At 64.9% G+C, this 15,554-nt stretch carries 15 protein-coding genes; 7 read left to right on the forward strand and 8 right to left on the reverse strand.

The genetic code is table 11. The annotated features are described in order from the left end of the window. Positions 1-83: 83 nt before the first annotated feature. Positions 84-539, forward strand: coding sequence for an Lrp/AsnC family transcriptional regulator (locus tag GL284_RS03815; RefSeq protein WP_155043329.1), 456 nt, complete (start codon positions 84-86; stop codon positions 537-539). Beyond that, entirely contained in the window at positions 536-1,003 is a 468-nt protein-coding gene (locus tag GL284_RS03820) for an Lrp/AsnC family transcriptional regulator (protein ID WP_341870270.1), read from the forward strand. The genes GL284_RS03815 and GL284_RS03820 overlap by 4 nt, the downstream gene beginning before the upstream one ends. Before the next feature lie 9 nt (positions 1,004-1,012). On the opposite strand, the gene GL284_RS03825 is transcribed toward GL284_RS03820, so the two are convergent. Beyond that, a complete protein-coding gene (locus GL284_RS03825) occupies positions 1,013-1,438 on the reverse strand; it encodes a GFA family protein (protein ID WP_155043330.1) in 426 nt (141 codons plus the stop codon). Positions 1,439-1,588: 150 nt separating this feature from the next. Here GL284_RS03825 and GL284_RS03830 point away from each other — a divergent pair, with 150 nt between their 5' ends. Both GL284_RS03830 and GL284_RS03835 read left to right on the forward strand, forming a co-directional pair. Further along, complete coding sequence (locus GL284_RS03830; protein WP_155043331.1) at positions 1,589-2,890, forward strand: ABC transporter permease; 1,302 nt, start codon at positions 1,589-1,591, stop codon at positions 2,888-2,890. Beyond that, on the forward strand, positions 2,883-3,554 hold the full coding sequence (locus GL284_RS03835) for an ABC transporter ATP-binding protein (RefSeq protein WP_155043332.1): 672 nt from the start codon (positions 2,883-2,885) through the stop codon (positions 3,552-3,554). Before GL284_RS03830 ends, GL284_RS03835 begins: the two co-directional genes overlap by 8 nt. 129 nt (positions 3,555-3,683) lie before the next feature. Here the strand turns inward: GL284_RS03835 and parE are convergent, their stop codons facing one another. The 7 genes from parE to GL284_RS03870 form a co-directional block, all read right to left on the reverse strand. Further along, positions 3,684-5,654, reverse strand: a complete 1,971-nt coding sequence (gene parE / locus GL284_RS03840) for a DNA topoisomerase IV subunit B (protein ID WP_155043333.1) — start codon at positions 5,652-5,654, stop codon at positions 3,684-3,686. Between the two features lie 104 nt (positions 5,655-5,758). Next, the gene (locus GL284_RS03845) at positions 5,759-6,418 is read right to left on the reverse strand and encodes a glutathione S-transferase family protein (RefSeq protein WP_155043334.1); all 660 of its coding nucleotides are present in this window, start codon (positions 6,416-6,418) and stop codon (positions 5,759-5,761) included. Between the two features lie 10 nt (positions 6,419-6,428). After that, a complete protein-coding gene (locus GL284_RS03850) occupies positions 6,429-7,607 on the reverse strand; it encodes a dipeptidase (protein WP_155043335.1) in 1,179 nt (392 codons plus the stop codon). A gap of 45 nt (positions 7,608-7,652) precedes the next feature. Next, complete coding sequence (locus GL284_RS03855; RefSeq protein ID WP_155043336.1) at positions 7,653-8,135, reverse strand: GNAT family N-acetyltransferase; 483 nt, start codon at positions 8,133-8,135, stop codon at positions 7,653-7,655. Continuing rightward, entirely contained in the window at positions 8,132-9,991 is a 1,860-nt protein-coding gene (locus GL284_RS03860; RefSeq protein ID WP_155043337.1) for a M3 family oligoendopeptidase, read from the reverse strand. Before GL284_RS03860 ends, GL284_RS03855 begins: the two co-directional genes overlap by 4 nt. A 64-nt stretch (positions 9,992-10,055) precedes the next feature. Next, a complete protein-coding gene (locus GL284_RS03865; RefSeq protein ID WP_155043338.1) occupies positions 10,056-11,003 on the reverse strand; it encodes an alpha/beta fold hydrolase in 948 nt (315 codons plus the stop codon). A gap of 5 nt (positions 11,004-11,008) precedes the next feature. Beyond that, positions 11,009-11,293, reverse strand: coding sequence for an SCP2 sterol-binding domain-containing protein (locus GL284_RS03870; protein ID WP_155043339.1), 285 nt, complete (start codon positions 11,291-11,293; stop codon positions 11,009-11,011). Positions 11,294-11,460: 167 nt separating this feature from the next. Here GL284_RS03870 and GL284_RS21445 point away from each other — a divergent pair, with 167 nt between their 5' ends. The 3 genes from GL284_RS21445 to GL284_RS03885 are packed head-to-tail and all read left to right on the forward strand — an operon-like array spanning position 11,461 to position 15,414. After that, positions 11,461-12,105, forward strand: coding sequence for a tetratricopeptide repeat protein (locus tag GL284_RS21445; RefSeq protein WP_341870271.1), 645 nt, complete (start codon positions 11,461-11,463; stop codon positions 12,103-12,105). 1 nt (position 12,106) lies between these two features. Beyond that, entirely contained in the window at positions 12,107-15,142 is a 3,036-nt protein-coding gene (locus tag GL284_RS03880; RefSeq protein ID WP_155043341.1) for a helicase-related protein, read from the forward strand. Then, positions 15,139-15,414, forward strand: a complete 276-nt coding sequence (locus GL284_RS03885; RefSeq protein WP_341870272.1) for an RNA-binding S4 domain-containing protein — start codon at positions 15,139-15,141, stop codon at positions 15,412-15,414. Before GL284_RS03880 ends, GL284_RS03885 begins: the two co-directional genes overlap by 4 nt. Positions 15,415-15,554: the final 140 nt, after the last annotated feature.

The raw sequence follows: 15,554 nt of genomic DNA on the forward strand, positions 1-15,554 counted from the left end.
GAATTAGGATGCGTGCAATTTTTGCGCTTTCAGAAGTTTATGGGCGAAGATAATAAGTATGAACATACTTATGTGAAAAAATCATGCCTGACGCGACTGACCGACGCATACTTCGCCAGCTTCTGGCCGATCCCGGCATCGGCAATGCCGAACTGGCCCAGCGGGCAGGGGTGACGCCTGCCAGCCTGTGGCGCAGGCTGGAACGTCTGCGCGACAGCGGGGTGATCCAAGCCACCGAAACCCGCATCGACTGGCGCAAGCTGGGATATGAGGTGCAGGTCAGTCTGCGTTTCACGCTGGACAAGTCGCATCCCCGCGCCTTCGACGATTTCATCGCCGCCGCCCGCCTTGTCCCCGAGGTGACCGAGATCCAGACCTTTCTGGGCTCGGTCGATTTCCGGCTGTCGGTCATCGCGCGGGACATGGCGCATTGGCAGCAGATCTATCGCGACAGCATCCTGACCCTGCCGCATGTCTCGGACAGCGATGCGCTGATGCTGGTCTCGACCATCAAGGATGTGCAGGAGCTGCCGCTGTGACCTTGCCCGCGATCGCCCCCGATGCGACCGACCTTGCCATCCTGCGGCTGCTGGCTGCCGACGCGACGCTGAGCGCGGCCGAGATCGGGCGCGAGATCGGCCTGACCCAGCCCGCCGCGTGGCGCCGCATCAAGCGGCTGACCGATGCAGGGGTGATCGCCGGACGGCGCGTGGTGGTGGACACCGCGGCGCTTGGCTTTGGCGTCACGGTGTTTCTGGGCATCCGCCTTGCCGCCAAGGGCCGCACCAGCCTTGAGGAGTTCGAGCGCGCGGTGACCGCCATCCCCGAGGTACAGGTCGTCCAGCACGTCCTTGGCCAGTTCGATTACCGCCTGCGCATCCATGCCCGCGACATCGCCGATTTCGAACGCATCCTGCGCCGCCGCATCATGACCCTGCCGGGCGTGGGGCAGGTCGAGGCGAACGTCATGCTGTCGGAAGAACGCAGGCCGGGGCCGTTCTAAGGCCCGGCCTTATTCGGTCGGGCTGTAGCGCAGCATCCCGGCAATCCGCGAGCGACCATCGGAATCCGAAGGGTGCAAAATGCCGTCCGTCACGACGACTTCGGGAAAATCGAACGGGCTGATGCCTTCGATGCAGGCGACATTGATCCCGAACTGGTCTGGATCCGAGCGGCGCTTGTGATGGGTATAGATGCCGCAGGTCTTGCAGAAGTAATGCTTCGCGGTGCCGGTATTGAATTGATACAGCGTCAGATTGCCTTCGCCCGCCACGAACTCGATATCCTGAAGCCGCGCCGAAACGGCAATGGCGCCCCGCATCCGGCAATAGCTGCACGAACACCGTCGGATCGTGTTGAACCCATCCGTCAGACGCGCCTTGAACTGAACGGCGCCGCAATGGCACGCGACGTTGTGCTGCTGCCTTGTATCGTTCATCTGTGGTGATCTGTCCCTTGTTTCCCCAAGCGCATTGAACACGGTTCGCCGTCTGGCGCAAAGGGCGCATTTCCCCCTCACGGCCTTGTAGCCTTGCCTTCGCCGCCCATCCTTGCCAATCAGTCCCCCAGTCCAATCCCAAGGTGACCGATGGCCAGTCCGCGCGCTTTCTCTCGCTATGAATTCCTGATCGCATGGCGCTATCTGCGCGCCCGCCGGGCCGAGGGCGGGGTCAGCGTGATGACGTGGATCAGCCTGATCGGCATCACGCTGGGCGTCATGGCGCTGATTGCGACGCTGGCGGTGCGGGCCGGATTTCGGGCCGATTTCGTCGATACGATCCTTGGGGCGAATGCCCACAGCACGGTCTATTACGCGCCGACCAGCTTTTACAACGACCTGACCGACGAGACCTATATCCAGCCCGGCAAGGTGCAGGATTACGACGCGGTGACGGCGCGCATCGCGGCCATTCCCGGCGTCACCCATGCCTATCCGGCGGTGCGCGGCAAGGTCATGGCCAAGCAGGGCGATGCGGCGGGGCTGGGCGATGTGTACGGCATCACGCTGGACGCGCTGAAATCCATGCCGGGCATCGTGAACCCCGACACCTCGACCGGCGATCTGGAAAATTTCGACCATGGCATCGCCATGGGCGTGGGGCTTGCGCGCGAATTGGGCGTCGGCGTGGGCGACCGGGTGCAGCTTGTCGCGCCCGACGGGGCCAAGACCGCCTTCGGCACCAATCCCCGGATCGAGACCTATGAGGTCACCTATATCTTCTCGGCCGGGCGCTATGACATCGATCAGGCGCGCATCTTCATGCCCTTTGCCGAGGCGCAAAGCTATTTCAACCGCGACGGCGTGGCGGACGAAATTCAGGTCTATGTCGATGACCCGGAAAAGGTCGATCGCTGGACGCCCGATCTGCTGGCTGCGGCGGGCGAGGGCGGGCAGGTCTGGACATGGCGCGATGCCTCGGGGTCGTTCCTTGCCGCTTTGGATATGGAGGATGACGTGATGTTCATCATCCTGTCGATCCTTGTGCTGATCGCCTCGATGAACATCACCTCGGGGCTGATCATGCTGGTCAAGAACAAGGGCCGCGATATCGGCATCCTGCGCACCATGGGCCTGACCGAGGGCGCGATCCTGCGGATCTTCTTTCTGTGCGGTGCCTTTACCGGGGTGCTGGGCACGATTGCGGGCGTGGTGCTGGGCGTGCTTCTGTCGTTGAATGTCGATCACATCATGTCGGCGCTGAATGCGCTGACCGGCGGCAACGCCTGGCAGCCCGAGGTGCGCGGCATCTATCAGCTGACCGCCGATCTGCGGGCATGGGACATCTTCCGTGCCGTCGCGCTGTCGCTGGCGCTGTCCTTCATCGTCACGATCTTTCCCGCGCGGCGTGCCGCCCGCATGAACCCTGTCGAGGCGCTGCGCTATGAGTGATGTCCTGCTGCTGGAAAACATCTGCAAGACCTATGGCAAGGGCGGTCCGGCCCCGGTTCCGGTGCTGTCGGATCTGTCCCTGCGCGTCGGGCGGGGCGAGGTGGTGGCGCTGGTCGCGCCTTCGGGCGCGGGGAAATCCACGCTGCTGCATATCGCCGGGCTGCTGGACACGCCCGATACGGGCCGCGTGCTGTTGGATGGCAAGGATATGACCGGCCAGTCGGACAAGGCGCGGACCGGCGCGCGGCGCGAGGCGCTGGGATTCGTCTATCAGTTCCACCATCTGCTGCCGGAATTCTCGGCCACGGAAAACATCGTGCTGCCGCAGCTGGCCAATGGCGTCTCGGACAGCGGGGCACGGGCGCGGGCGGCCGATCTGCTGGCCCGTGTCGGGCTGAGCCATCGCGCCCAGCATCGCCCGGCCCAGCTTTCGGGCGGCGAACAGCAGCGCGTCGCGTTTTGTCGGGCCTTGGCCAATGGTCCGAAACTGCTGCTGGCGGATGAGCCGACGGGCAATCTGGATCCGGCGACCTCGGACCGGGTGTTCGATGTGCTGATGACGCTGGTGCGGGAAACCGGGCTGGCGGCGCTGATCGCGACGCATAACCCCGATCTGGCCGCGCGCATGGACCGGGTGATCCATCTGGATGTACGCAGCGCCTGATCCGGCGCGGCAAACCGGCGTCCCCGTGGCGCCGGGCTATGCCTGCAAGGACCGCCCCGGCCTTTCAGCCGCGCGCGGGATCAAAGCCATTGCGCGGCTGAAAGGCCCTGCCTGCCCGCAGGGCGGGGATCAGACATCCAGTTCTTCGGCATCGGCGAAGCGGGCGTTTTCCTGAATGAACTGGAAGCGCAGCTCGGGCTTCTTGCCCATCAGACGCTCGACCAGATCGCCGGTCTCGCCGCCCTCATCATCATCGATGCTGACGCGGATCAGCTTGCGGGTGGCGGGGTTCATCGTCGTGTCCTTCAGATCCTTGGCGTCCATTTCGCCCAGACCCTTGAAGCGCTGCACGTCGATCTTGCCCTTGCCGCCCAGCCCCTTGGCCAGCATCGCCTCTTTTTCGGCATCGTCGGCGACATAGATGCGATGCGCGCCCTGCGTCAGGCGATACAGCGGCGGGCAGGCCAGATACAGATGCCCCTTGTCGATCAGGGGCCGCATCTGAGTAAAGAAGAACGTCATCAGCAACGAGGCGATATGCGCGCCGTCCACATCGGCATCGGTCATGATGATGATCTTGTCATAGCGCAGATCATCGACATTGAAGCGCGATCCCATGCCGACGCCAAGCGCCTGACACAGATCGTTGATTTCCTGATTCTGGCCCAGTTTCGAACTTGCCGCGCCCAGCACGTTCAGGATCTTGCCGCGCAAGGGCAGCAACGCCTGCTTGTTGCGTTCCCGCGCCATCTTGGCGCTGCCCCCGGCGCTGTCGCCTTCGACGATGAACAGTTCCGTGCCTTCGCGGTTGGTGGCCGAACAATCGACCAGCTTGCCGGGCAGGCGCAGCTTCTTGGTGGCGGTCTTGCGGGCGGTTTCCTTTTCCTGCCGTCGGCGCAGGCGTTCTTCGGCGCGCAGGACAAGGAAATCAAGAATGGCCCCCGCCGATTTGGTATCCGCCGCCAGCCAGTTGTCGAAATGGTCGCGCACGGCGCCTTCGACCAAACGCGCGGCCTCGACGGTGGCCAGCCGGTCCTTGGTCTGGCCGACGAATTCCGGCTCTCGGATGAAGCATGACACCAGCGCGCAGCCGCCGGTCAGCAGGTCGTCGCGGGTGATATTGGCGGCTTTCTTGTTGTTGATCAGCTCACCATAGCCGCGAATGCCCTTCAGGATCGCCGACCAAAAGCCCGCCTCATGCGTGCCGCCTTCGGGCGTGGGCACGGTGTTGCAATAGGACTGGATGAAGCCGTCGCGCGACGGCGTCCAGTTGATCGCCCAATCCACCTTGCCCGGCGCGTTGAATTTCTCCTTGAAATCCACGCTGCCGGCAAAGGGCCGGTCGGCATAGGTGCTGCTGCTGCCCAGCGTCTCGGTCAGGTAGTCGGCCAGACCGCCGGGAAAGTGGAACGTCGCCTCGACCGGGGTTTCGCCGTCGTCGATCTCGGATTTCCAGCGGATCTCGACGCCCGAAAACAGATAGGCCTTGGATTTCACCATCTTGATCAGCCGCGCGGGCTTGAAACGGTGATGGCCGAAGATCTCCTCGTCGGCGTGGAAGGTTACGGTCGTGCCGCGCCGGTTTGGGGCCGCGCCGATCTTTTCGACCGGGCCCAGCGGGATGCCGCGCGAAAAGCGCTGCTCGAACAGTTCCTTGTTGCGCGCGACCTGCACGACCATCGTATCCGACAGCGCATTGACCACCGAGGCGCCCACGCCATGCAACCCGCCCGAGGTCTGATAGGCATCGCCCGAGAACTTGCCGCCCGCATGCAGCGTGCACAGGATCACCTCCAGCGCCGATTTGCCGGGGAATTTCGGATGCGGGTCGATCGGGATGCCGCGACCGTTATCGCGCACCACCACGCTGAAATCGGCCAGCAACTCGACCTCGATGCGGTTGGCGTGACCGGCCACGGCCTCATCCATCGAGTTGTCCAGAATCTCGGCGACAAGGTGGTGCAGCGCGCGTTCGTCGGTGCCGCCGATATACATGCCGGGGCGTTTGCGGACCGGCTCAAGACCTTCGAGAACCTCGATGGACGAGGCCGAATAGCTTTCGGTGGCTTTGTCCGAGATGGGGAAAAGGTCGTCGGCCATGGTCCTGCTCGTCTTGTTCTTATGGTCCGGCGTTATCTCATGCCGGGGCGGGGTGGGGCAAGGGGAAGCGTTCGCCTGCGCCCGCGACACAATGGATTGTGGCGCTATTCCGGCTCGGCCAGCCGCTCTTGCCACATTTTGCGGAACGCGTCGCGCGATTGACAGCGTTCCAGCCAGCTCAGCACCGCCGGGAATTGCGACATCAATTCGTGATGGCTTTGTGCATAGCGGATGATTTCGGCCATGTTGATATCGGCCACGGTAAAGCGGTCGGCGACCATATGGCCGTGCAAGGCAAGCTGCTGGTCGATGACGCGCAGGGGCCGGATCAGCCGCTCGGCCGCGTTGGCCACTTGCGCCTGCGCCGCGCCGGGCTGGGCCTGTCCGGGCTTGTGCAGATACAGGATCGTCAGCGCATCGGGTTCGATGGCGGTTGCGCCGTAAAGCGACCATTGCTGCATCAGCGCGTCCTGGGCGGCATCGGCGGGGCCAAGCGCGCCGCCATGATGGCGCGCGATATGCAGATTGCAGGCCAGCGATTCCATCAAGACCAGATCGCCATCGCGAATGACCGGGATCGCGCCCGCCGGGGACAGCGCCAGAAATTCCGGCGACAGCGTGTTCAGGGGCGCGTCGGCGGCCGTGGGATCGGGCAGGCGATAGGCCTGAATGACCGGGATCTGCCGGAATGGCAGGCCCAGTTCGTGACACAGCCAGACGATGCGCGAGGCGCGCGACCGGGTGACACCATACAGTTCCAGCATGCTCGGCTCCTTAAAGCGTTTCGGCAAGATAGCGCATCATATTGCCGCCCATGACCTTTTCGATCTGATCGTCCGTCAGCCCCGCATCCATCAGCGCTTGCGTCAGCGATGCAAGGTGCGCCGCATCGAAGGGCGCATCGACCGAGCCATCGTAATCCGATCCCAGCGACACATGATCTTCGCCGACCAGCGCGATGGCCGCCTGAATCGAGCGGGCAATGTCAGCCGGGGCCGAGCCGCAATTCACATCGGTCCAGAAGCCCACGCCGATCACGCCGCCTTTTTGCGCGATGGCGCGCAGCAGATCGTCTTGCAGATTGCGCGGGCTGGCGCATTGGCCGTGGATGCCGGTATGGGACAGGATCGGCTTCGTGCCGGGCATGGCCAGCACGTCGCGCACCATCTGCGGGCTGGCATGGGCCAGATCGATGATCATGCGGCGCTGCTGCATTTCCTGCACCACCTCGCGCCCAAAGGCGGATAGCCCCGATCCCGTGCCGCCTTCGCCATGCAGGCTGCCGCCCAGTTCGTTGTCAAAGAAATGCGTCAGGCCCAGCAGCCGGAAGCCCGCGCCGTAGAGCACGCGCAGATTGGCGATATCGCCCTCAAGCGGGTGCGCGCCTTCCGAACCAAGGATGGCGCCCACGGTCTTTGCGCCATTGCGCCGTGCGTCCAGCAATTCCTGCAGATCCTGCGCCGAGCGGATGATGCGCAGCTGATCGGGCGCGCGTTCGGCGGCGCGTGCCAATGCGGCGGCCTGCACCAGCGCGCGTTCCTTCAGGCTGAACCAGCTTGGGATCGGGCGAAGCTGGCCGATGAACAGGGGGGTGATATTGTCCGGCGCATCGGCAGTATTGTGGCTGTAATTCTGGCCGCGCGGGCTTTTCGTCACCGTCGTGAACACCTGCACCGCGACGTTGCCCTCGATCAGGCGGGGGATGTCGGTATGGCCGCGATCCACCCGCTTCAGGATGTCGCGATCCCACAGCAGCGCATCCGAATGCCAGTCGCCGATGACCAGACTGCGGTGCAGGGCATCCGCCTCGGGCGAGACGGCAAAGCCCTCGGCGGGGCCTGTCAGGTGGTTCAGCCGCCGCTCCATGAAGGCCGGGCCAAAGATCGCGACGATGGCCGCCGCCAGCGCGGCAAGGCCGAATATGGTCAGAAACAGGCGTTTCAACACGCGCATGAAGTCCCCCGATGCTTTGGCGCAAGGTTAGGCGACATTCGCGCGTCAGGCGACCGTATTCTGGCGCAGATCAAGCCGCAGGATATGTTGCGGTCCAAGCTGGCCGCCGTGATACAGCGCGCCATCGTCGCGAAACCCGCCCGCAAGATAGGCGGCACGCGCGCCGGGATTGACCACATTCACCGTCAGCACGCAGGTCTGCGCGCCATAGCGCGTGGCCAGATAGGGGCCAAGCGCCCGCATCGCGGCCTTACCCGTTCCGCGCCCCTGTTCGGCGCGGTCGATCATCACGCCGCGCAGGCCGATTTCGTCCGGCGCCACGAAATCATAGCGCTCGGCAAAGGCGCGATCGACCTTGAAGAACCCCACCACGCGGGCATCGCGCAGGATGATGTGGAAATCGCATTCCGGCTCATCCAGCGCGAAATGATGCGCGATTGAGCCGCAGAACGGCTCTTGTTCCGGGGCCACCGCGATATGGTCCACCCGGGCGCGCTGATCGCGCCCAAGCGGGGCCAGTGCGATCATGCCTCCATCGCCTCAAGCTCGTCGATCAGCTTTTCGATCATCGACAGGCCCTTGTCCCAGAAGGCCGGGTCCGAGGCGTCCAACCCGAAGGGGGCCAGCAGTTCCTTGTGATGCTGCGACCCGCCCGCCGACAGCATGGCAAAATATTTCTGCTGGAAGTCGGGCAGCCCGTCTTCATAGGCGGCGTAAAGCGCGTTCACCAGCCCGTCGCCGAAGGCATAGGCATAGACATAGAAGGGCGAGTGGATGAAATGCGGGATATAGGTCCAGAAGGTTTCATAGCCCGGCATGAATTCAAACGCATCGCCAAGGCTTTCACCCTGCACCGACATCCACAGCGCGTTGATGTCGTCGGGCGTCAGTTCACCCTGCGCGCGGGCGGCGTGCAGCTTGCATTCAAAGTCATAGAACGCGATCTGGCGGATGACCGTGTTGATCATGTCCTCGACCTTGCCGGCGATCAGCGCCTTGCGCTGCGCGGGTTCCGTGGTCTTGGCCAGCAGCGCCCGGAAGGTCAGCATCTCGCCAAAGACCGACGCGGTTTCCGCCAGCGTCAGCGGTGTCGAGGCCAGCAATTCGCCCTGCGCCGCCGCAAGGCGCTGATGCACGCCGTGGCCCAGCTCATGCGCCAGCGTCATCACATCGCGCGGCTTGCCCAGATAGTTCAGCAGCACATAGGGATGCACCGTCGTCACGGTCGGATGCGCAAAGGCCCCCGGTGCCTTGCCCGGCTTCACGCCCGCGTCGATCCAGCCCTTGTCAAAGAACGGCTGCGCCAGTTCCGCCAGCTTGGGCGAGAACCCGGCATAGGCGTCCAGCACGGTCGCCTGCGCCTCGGGCCATGCGATGGTGCGCGGGGTTTCGGTCGGCAGCGGCGCGTTGCGGTCCCAGACCTGCAGCTTGTCCAGACCCAGCCATTTCGCCTTCAGCCGGTAATAGCGATGCGACAGGCGCGGATAGGCGGCGGTGACGGCAGCCCGCAATGCCTCGACCACCTCGGGTTCGACATGGTTCGACAGGTGACGGGCGGTCTGCGGGGTGGGCATCTTGCGCCACTTGTCCTCGACCGCCTTTTCCTTGGCCAGCGTATTGGTGATGCGGGCAAACAGCTTGATATTCTTGCCAAAGGTTTCGGCCAGCGCCTGCGATGCCGCCTCGCGCCGTGCGCGGTCGTGATCGGTCATCAGGTTCAGCGTGGCTTCGATGCCCAGCGTGTCGCCGCCCACATCGAAGGTCAGCCCGGCGGTGGTTTCATCGAACAGCCGGTTCCATGCCGCAGCGCCGACGACGGAATTGTCGTGCAGGAATCGCTCAAGCTCATCGGACAGCTGATAGGGGCGCATGGCGCGCATCCGGTCAAAGACGGGCTTGTAGCGCGCCGGGCCGCCATCCTGTGCAAAGACCTCGGCATAGCGGTCATCGGGGATGCGGTTGAACTCAAGGCTGAAGAAAACCAGCTTTGTCGTGTCGTCGGTGATGCGGTCCTGCAGATCGCCCATGAACTTGGCGCGGCCCGCATCGGTGGTGTTCTGGTAATAGCGCAGCCCGGCATAGGACATGATCCGCCCGGCCAGCACGTCGATCTGCTGATAGCGTTCGATACAATCCAGCATCTTCGGGCCGTCCAGCGTGGCCAGCCGCCCTTCGTAATCCTTGGCGAATTGCGTGCAGGCGGCGGAAAGCGTGTCCAGATCCGCCTGCAGTTCCGGGGCGTCCGGGGCGGGATACAGATCGGTCAGATCCCAGTCGGGCAGCGTGCCAAGATCCGCAACCGGCGCCGCGGATGCGGCCTCGTCGCGGGCAAGGATCTGCGGACGGGCGTGGCGCAAAAGGCGATTCGAGTGGGAGGTCGTCATGGTCAATCCTTTCGGTTGCCCAAGATTTGACGGTTTGACCCACGGGCCGCAACCCATGGCGACATCACATCGCCAGAGAGGCCGCCTGAAAATGCGCGATTGCGGCGGTCATGAAATGGTCGCGGATGTCGTCGCGTTCCATCATCGCCTCGTGCCGGGCCCCGGCCAGTTCCAGCAATTGCGCGCCGGGCCAATCCGCGATGCGCTGCCGGATGGCCGCGCCGGATACGATGCGCTCATCCCCGCCAAGCGTGATCAGCGTGGGGATGGCGGGCAGGTCCGTCGCCGCCAGCCGGTCGCATTCGCTCAGGGCCTCGCGCAGCCAGTGGTTCGTGACGCCGCCGATGCTGAGATCGGGCCATGCGTCGGCTTCGCGGATCATGCGCCCCCAGCGCAGGGCGTCGCAGGTCAGCAGATTGTCGTGAAATCCGGTTTTCAGCACCAGCGGCTCATACCCGCCCGAGCCGATGGCGGCCCGGCTGCCCAGCCCGATGGATTGCGCGCCGCCCGACAGGATCCCGGCCAGCCTGCGCAGCGCAGGCGACAGCGCCAGCCCGAACATCGGCGCGGAAAACACCGCCGAGACGACAGGCAGCCCATCCTGCAAGGCCGTCAAACCGATGGCGCCGCCCATGGAATGCGCCAGCAGATGCCAAGGCTGCGGCAGCGCGCGTTCCTGCGCGGCCACCACCAGCTCCAGCACGTCCAGTTGATAATCGCGGAAACGCCCGACATGGCCGGGGCGTGGATCGGACAGCAGGCGGTCCGACATGCCCTGACCGCGCCAGTCCAGCGCGATCACGTCATAGCCCTCGGTCGCCAGTTGCGTGGCCACCTCGTCGTATTTCTCGACATATTCGGTGCGGCCGGGAAACAGCAGGACCGATCCTGCCGCACCGCCGGTCGTCCAATGCGCGCCCCGCAGCTTCACCCCATCCTCGGCGCGCAGCCAGAACGGCCGGGCTATCGAGGCGGGGTCGTCTGGCAACCTGTGAAAAGGTGCGGGGCGCATGGCGCTTAGCCCAGAATCGAGCCCAGTTTCATGGCCGTGCCCATCGAGCCATCGACCTTCAGCTTGCCGGTCATGAACGCCATGGTCGGGTTCACATCGCCCGACAGCAGCCCCTCGAAGGTTTCGCGGCTGGCGGTCAGGGTCACGTCGGCTTCGTCATCGGCGGCACGCGCGCCATTGGCGTCGATATAGACGGCACCTTCGCCCTCGATCACGAATTTGGCGGTGCCGTCGAAGCCCTTGGCTTTCGAGTCCAGCGCGGCCACTGCGGCCTCGACCACTTTGCTCATATGGAAAACTCCCCTGACTGTGTCTGGAAATGGATTGGGTGGACAGTTACATAGTGCTTATGCGTTGGCCAGTCCCCCATTTCCACATTGCCGTTGCGGCAGGGTTAATCCTGTGGCCCGCGGCCGTCGCGCCGGGCTTTGCCGAGCCTGCGTCTGCCGGGTATCGCGTGATCCCGGTCCAGACCGACGCCCCGCCCGAGAACGCACAGCCCGAGAACGCGCCGCCCGAGGACGATTCGCCGCAGGACGCTCCCGACGATCAGGCCCCGCCTGATGAGGCGCTGACTGAACCCGCCGCGCCCCCCGAACCCACCGCCGAGGCCCGCCTGCGCGAGCGTGAGGATCTGGACGCGCTGTTTGCCGAACTGGCCGAACCCGAGGGCGAGGCGTGGTCGCGCGCCGAAACCGATATCCTGCGCATCTGGTCGCGCTCCGGCTCGGCCAGCATGGACATGCTGCTGAAACGCGGCGAGGCGGCGCTGGATGCAGGCGATACCGGCAGCGCCATCGGGCATCTGACGGCGCTGACCGATCATGCCCCCGATTTCGCGGGCGGCTGGTATCTGCGCGGCGTGGCCTTCTATCTGCAGGGCGATTACGGCGTGGCCATTGCCGACATGGCCGAAACGCTGAAGCTTGAGCCGCGCCATTTCGGCGCCTTGACCCAGCTTGGCGCGATGTTCGAGGAATTGGGCGATAACGACCGCGCGCTGGACGCCTATCGCGCCAGCCTGAAGATCCACCCCCATCAGCAGGACGCGGCCGATGCCGTGACGCGGCTGGAAGCTCAAAGCGAAGGCACGGACGCCTGAGATGCAGGACAGATCACGGGTCACGGCGGTTCTTGGCCCGACCAATACCGGCAAGACGCATTACGCCATCGAACGAATGCTGGCGCATCGCACCGGCGTCATCGGCCTGCCGCTGCGCCTGCTGGCGCGCGAGGTCTATGACCGGATCGTCAAGGCGCGCGGCCCCTCGGTCGTGGCGCTGGTCACGGGCGAGGAACGCATCATCCCCGAGCGGGTGCAATATTGGGTCGCCACCACCGAGGCGATGCCGATGGTCGGTGCCGATTTCGTCGCCATCGACGAGATCCAGCTTTGCGCCGATCCCGAACGCGGCCATGTCTTCACCGACCGCCTGCTGCACGCGCGCGGCCTGCATGAGACGCTGTTTCTGGGCAGCGACACCATGCGCCCCGCCATCGCGGCGCTGGTGCCGGGCGTGCAGTTCATGCGGCGCGAGCGGTTTTCCACGCTCAGCTGGGCCGGGTCGAAAAAGATCAGCCGGATGCCGCCGCGCTCGGCCATCGTCAGTTTTTCGGTCGATGAGGTCTATGCCACCGCCGAGCTGATCCGGCGGCAGAAAGGCGGCTGCGCCGTGGTCATGGGCGCGCTGTCGCCCCGCACGCGCAATGCACAGGTCGCCATGTATCAGGCGGGCGAGGTCGATTTTCTGGTCGCCACGGACGCCATCGGCATGGGGCTGAATCTGGATATCCGCCATGTCGCCTTTTCGGGAACCGAAAAATTCGACGGCCGCCGTTACCGCCCGCTGTTTCCGCACGAACTGGGCCAGATCGCGGGCCGGGCAGGGCGGCATACCGAGCCGGGCACCTTCGGCGTCACCGGCGATGCGAGCCCCTTGGACGAGGGTTTGATCGAGGCGATCGAGAACCACCGTTTCCAGCCGATCAGCCGCCTGATGTGGCGCAACGCCAATATCGAATATGGCACGGTGGACCGGCTGATCCAAAGCCTCGAGACCTCGCCCGACAGCGAATGGCTGTCGCGGGGGCGCGAAGCGGACGACCTGCGGGCGCTGAAGGCGCTGACCGCGATGCCCGAGATCCGCGACCGATTGACCCACCCCAAGGATGTGCGGCTGCTGTGGGATGTGTGCCGCGTGCCGGATTTTCGCTCGATATCTCCGGCAGAACATTCTACGCTTCTGGCGCGCATCTATGGGTTTTTGCAGGATGGGCATGTGCCGGGGGATTGGCTGGCGGGCCAGATCCAGCGCATCGACAAGGTGCAGGGCGACATCGACACTTTGTCGAAACGTTTGGCATATATCCGCACTTGGACCTATGTGGCGCAGCGCACGGGTTGGGTTTCTGACGAAAGCCATTGGCGGGGGGAAACCCGCGCTGTAGAAGATCGCTTGTCTGATGCGCTGCATGCCGCATTGACGCAAAGATTCGTGGACCGGCGCACGTCAGTGCTACTGCGCCGGCTCAAACAGAAGGAGAGCCTTTTGGCCGAGGTGAACGACAAGGGCGAAGTGACGGTCGAGGGCGAATTCGCCGGCCGTCTGGAGGGATTCCGCTTCCGCGCCGATCCGAATGCAACCGGGGACGAGGCGAAGATGCTCTCGCGCGCCGCCTATGAGGCGCTGAAACCCGAATTCCACCTGCGGGCCGACCGGTTCTATAACGCGCCGGACACCGAGCTGGACTTTACCGAACAGGGCGGCCTGATGTGGGGCAGTTCGGCCGTCGGCAAGCTGGTCAAGGGCGGTGAGCCGCTGAAAGCCGGGGTCGAGCCTTTCGTCGACGAAGAGGCCGGTCCCGAGATCGCCGAAAAGGTCCGCCGCCGTCTGCAGCATTTCATCGACCGCAAGATTGCCACGGCCTTCGAGCCGCTGCTGGCCTTGAAAAACGACGAAACGCTGACCGGGCTGGCCCGTGGCTTTGCCTTCCGTCTGGTGGAATCGCTGGGCGTGATCCCGCGCGACGGCATCGCGACCGAGGTCAAGGAACTGGACCAGGACGCGCGCGGCCTGCTGCGCAAGCATGGCGTGCGCTTCGGCCAGTTCACCGTTTTCCAGCCCGCGCTGCTGAAACCCGCTCCGACGCGCCTGCGTCTGGTGCTGTGGGGTCTGGCGCAGGATCTGGGTGAATTCCCCGAAAGCCCGCCGCCGGGTCTGGTGACGATCCCGAACCTGCCCGATGTGCCCAAGGGCTATTACACGCTGTCGGGCTATCACCCGGCGGGCGACCGTGCGATCCGCATCGACATGCTGGAACGTCTGGCCGACATGCTGCGCGCGCAAGACAGCCGCGCGGGCTTTGAGGCGACGCCCGACATGCTGTCGATCACCGGCATGACGCTGGAACAGTTCTCGGGGCTGATGGAAGGTCTGGGCTACCGCGCCGAAAAGGGCGAACGTCCCAAGGCCCGCGCCGAAGCCGCGCCGGTCGCGGCACCTGCCCCCGAGGCGGGCGATGGCGAACATCCGTTGACCGAGGAAGAAAGCGTCCTTGCTGCGGAAACCCGCGCCAAATGGGAAGCAGAACAGGCCGCCCGCAAGGTCGAGGATGCCGAAGCCCCCGCGACCGAGGATGCCGCGACTGAGGATGCCGTGACCGAGGAACCCGCCGCCGAAGCTCCGCCCGAGGTCGAGACCTTCTACACCTTCACATGGGCTCCGCGCCCGCGCGGCAACCGTCGCCCCGAACGGGGTGGCGAGCGCGGCGGTGATCGGGGTGGCGATCGGGGCGGCGACCGCAAAGCCGGCGGCGACCGCGCCGAGCGTGGCCCGCGCCCGCAGGGCGAACGCGGCCCGCGCCGCGACCGCGATGCGCAAGCTGGCGGTCAGGGCGCTCAGGCTCAGGGTGAAGGCAAGCCCCGGTCCGAGGGCAAGCCGTGCCGGGATGACAACCGCGGGGAACGCGGCGAACGTCAGGAACGCGGCAACTTCAAGGGCAAGCCCCGCCATGACGGCAAGGGCAAACCGCGCCATGACAGTCCCAAAAGCTTCGAGGCCCGCCCGCCCAAGGCCGACAAGCCGATGGATCCGGACAGCCCCTTCGCCATCCTTGCCTCGTTGAAAAACAAATCGTGAGCGATGGCGCCGCAGCCGGGATTCGTCTGGATCGCTGGCTGCATCACGCGCGCCTGTTTCGCACCCGCACGCTTGCGGCGGATGCGATCAGCGCCGGGGGGATCAGGCTGAACGGCAATTCCTGCCGCAAACCTGCCCAGACCGTGCGCGGCGGCGATACGGTGACCGTTTCGGCGCATGGTAGGGTTCAGGTGCTGCGCGTGGTCGATCTGGGCGAAAGGCGCGGCCCCGCCACCGAGGCCGCGACGCTTTACGAGGAACTGCCGGGCTGATTCTGCGATTGGCCTTGGTGGAACGCGGGAAAGCGTTTCGCCTTGGGCGTTTTTGAAGGAACAAGCATCCGCAAGGCTGGCCGGCCCGTCGGATGCGGGTCTTTTCGGACCTGCCGGCCTTGAATGACACCTCAGCCAAG

Origin of the sequence: Paracoccus shanxieyensis, assembly GCF_009711265.1 — a bacterium.
In the GTDB taxonomy this organism is placed as follows: domain Bacteria; phylum Pseudomonadota; class Alphaproteobacteria; order Rhodobacterales; family Rhodobacteraceae; genus Paracoccus; species Paracoccus shanxieyensis.

Bases quoted from the DNA above. Each gene is read 5' to 3' on its own strand.
- GL284_RS03815 (WP_155043329.1), top strand. From the start codon at position 84: ATGCCTGACGCGACTGACCGACGCATACTTCGCCAGCTTCTGGCCGAT.
- GL284_RS03825 (WP_155043330.1), bottom strand. From the start codon at position 1,438: ATGAACGATACAAGGCAGCAGCACAACGTCGCGTGCCATTGCGGCGCC.
- GL284_RS03830 (WP_155043331.1), top strand. From the start codon at position 1,589: ATGGCCAGTCCGCGCGCTTTCTCTCGCTATGAATTCCTGATCGCATGG.
- GL284_RS03835 (WP_155043332.1), top strand. From the start codon at position 2,883: ATGAGTGATGTCCTGCTGCTGGAAAACATCTGCAAGACCTATGGCAAG.
- parE (WP_155043333.1), bottom strand. From the start codon at position 5,654: ATGGCCGACGACCTTTTCCCCATCTCGGACAAAGCCACCGAAAGCTAT.
- GL284_RS03845 (WP_155043334.1), bottom strand. From the start codon at position 6,418: ATGCTGGAACTGTATGGTGTCACCCGGTCGCGCGCCTCGCGCATCGTC.
- GL284_RS03850 (WP_155043335.1), bottom strand. From the start codon at position 7,607: ATGCGCGTGTTGAAACGCCTGTTTCTGACCATATTCGGCCTTGCCGCG.
- GL284_RS03855 (WP_155043336.1), bottom strand. From the start codon at position 8,135: ATGATCGCACTGGCCCCGCTTGGGCGCGATCAGCGCGCCCGGGTGGAC.
- GL284_RS03860 (WP_155043337.1), bottom strand. From the start codon at position 9,991: ATGACGACCTCCCACTCGAATCGCCTTTTGCGCCACGCCCGTCCGCAG.
- GL284_RS03865 (WP_155043338.1), bottom strand. From the start codon at position 11,003: ATGCGCCCCGCACCTTTTCACAGGTTGCCAGACGACCCCGCCTCGATA.
- GL284_RS03870 (WP_155043339.1), bottom strand. From the start codon at position 11,293: ATGAGCAAAGTGGTCGAGGCCGCAGTGGCCGCGCTGGACTCGAAAGCC.
- GL284_RS03880 (WP_155043341.1), top strand. From the start codon at position 12,107: ATGCAGGACAGATCACGGGTCACGGCGGTTCTTGGCCCGACCAATACC.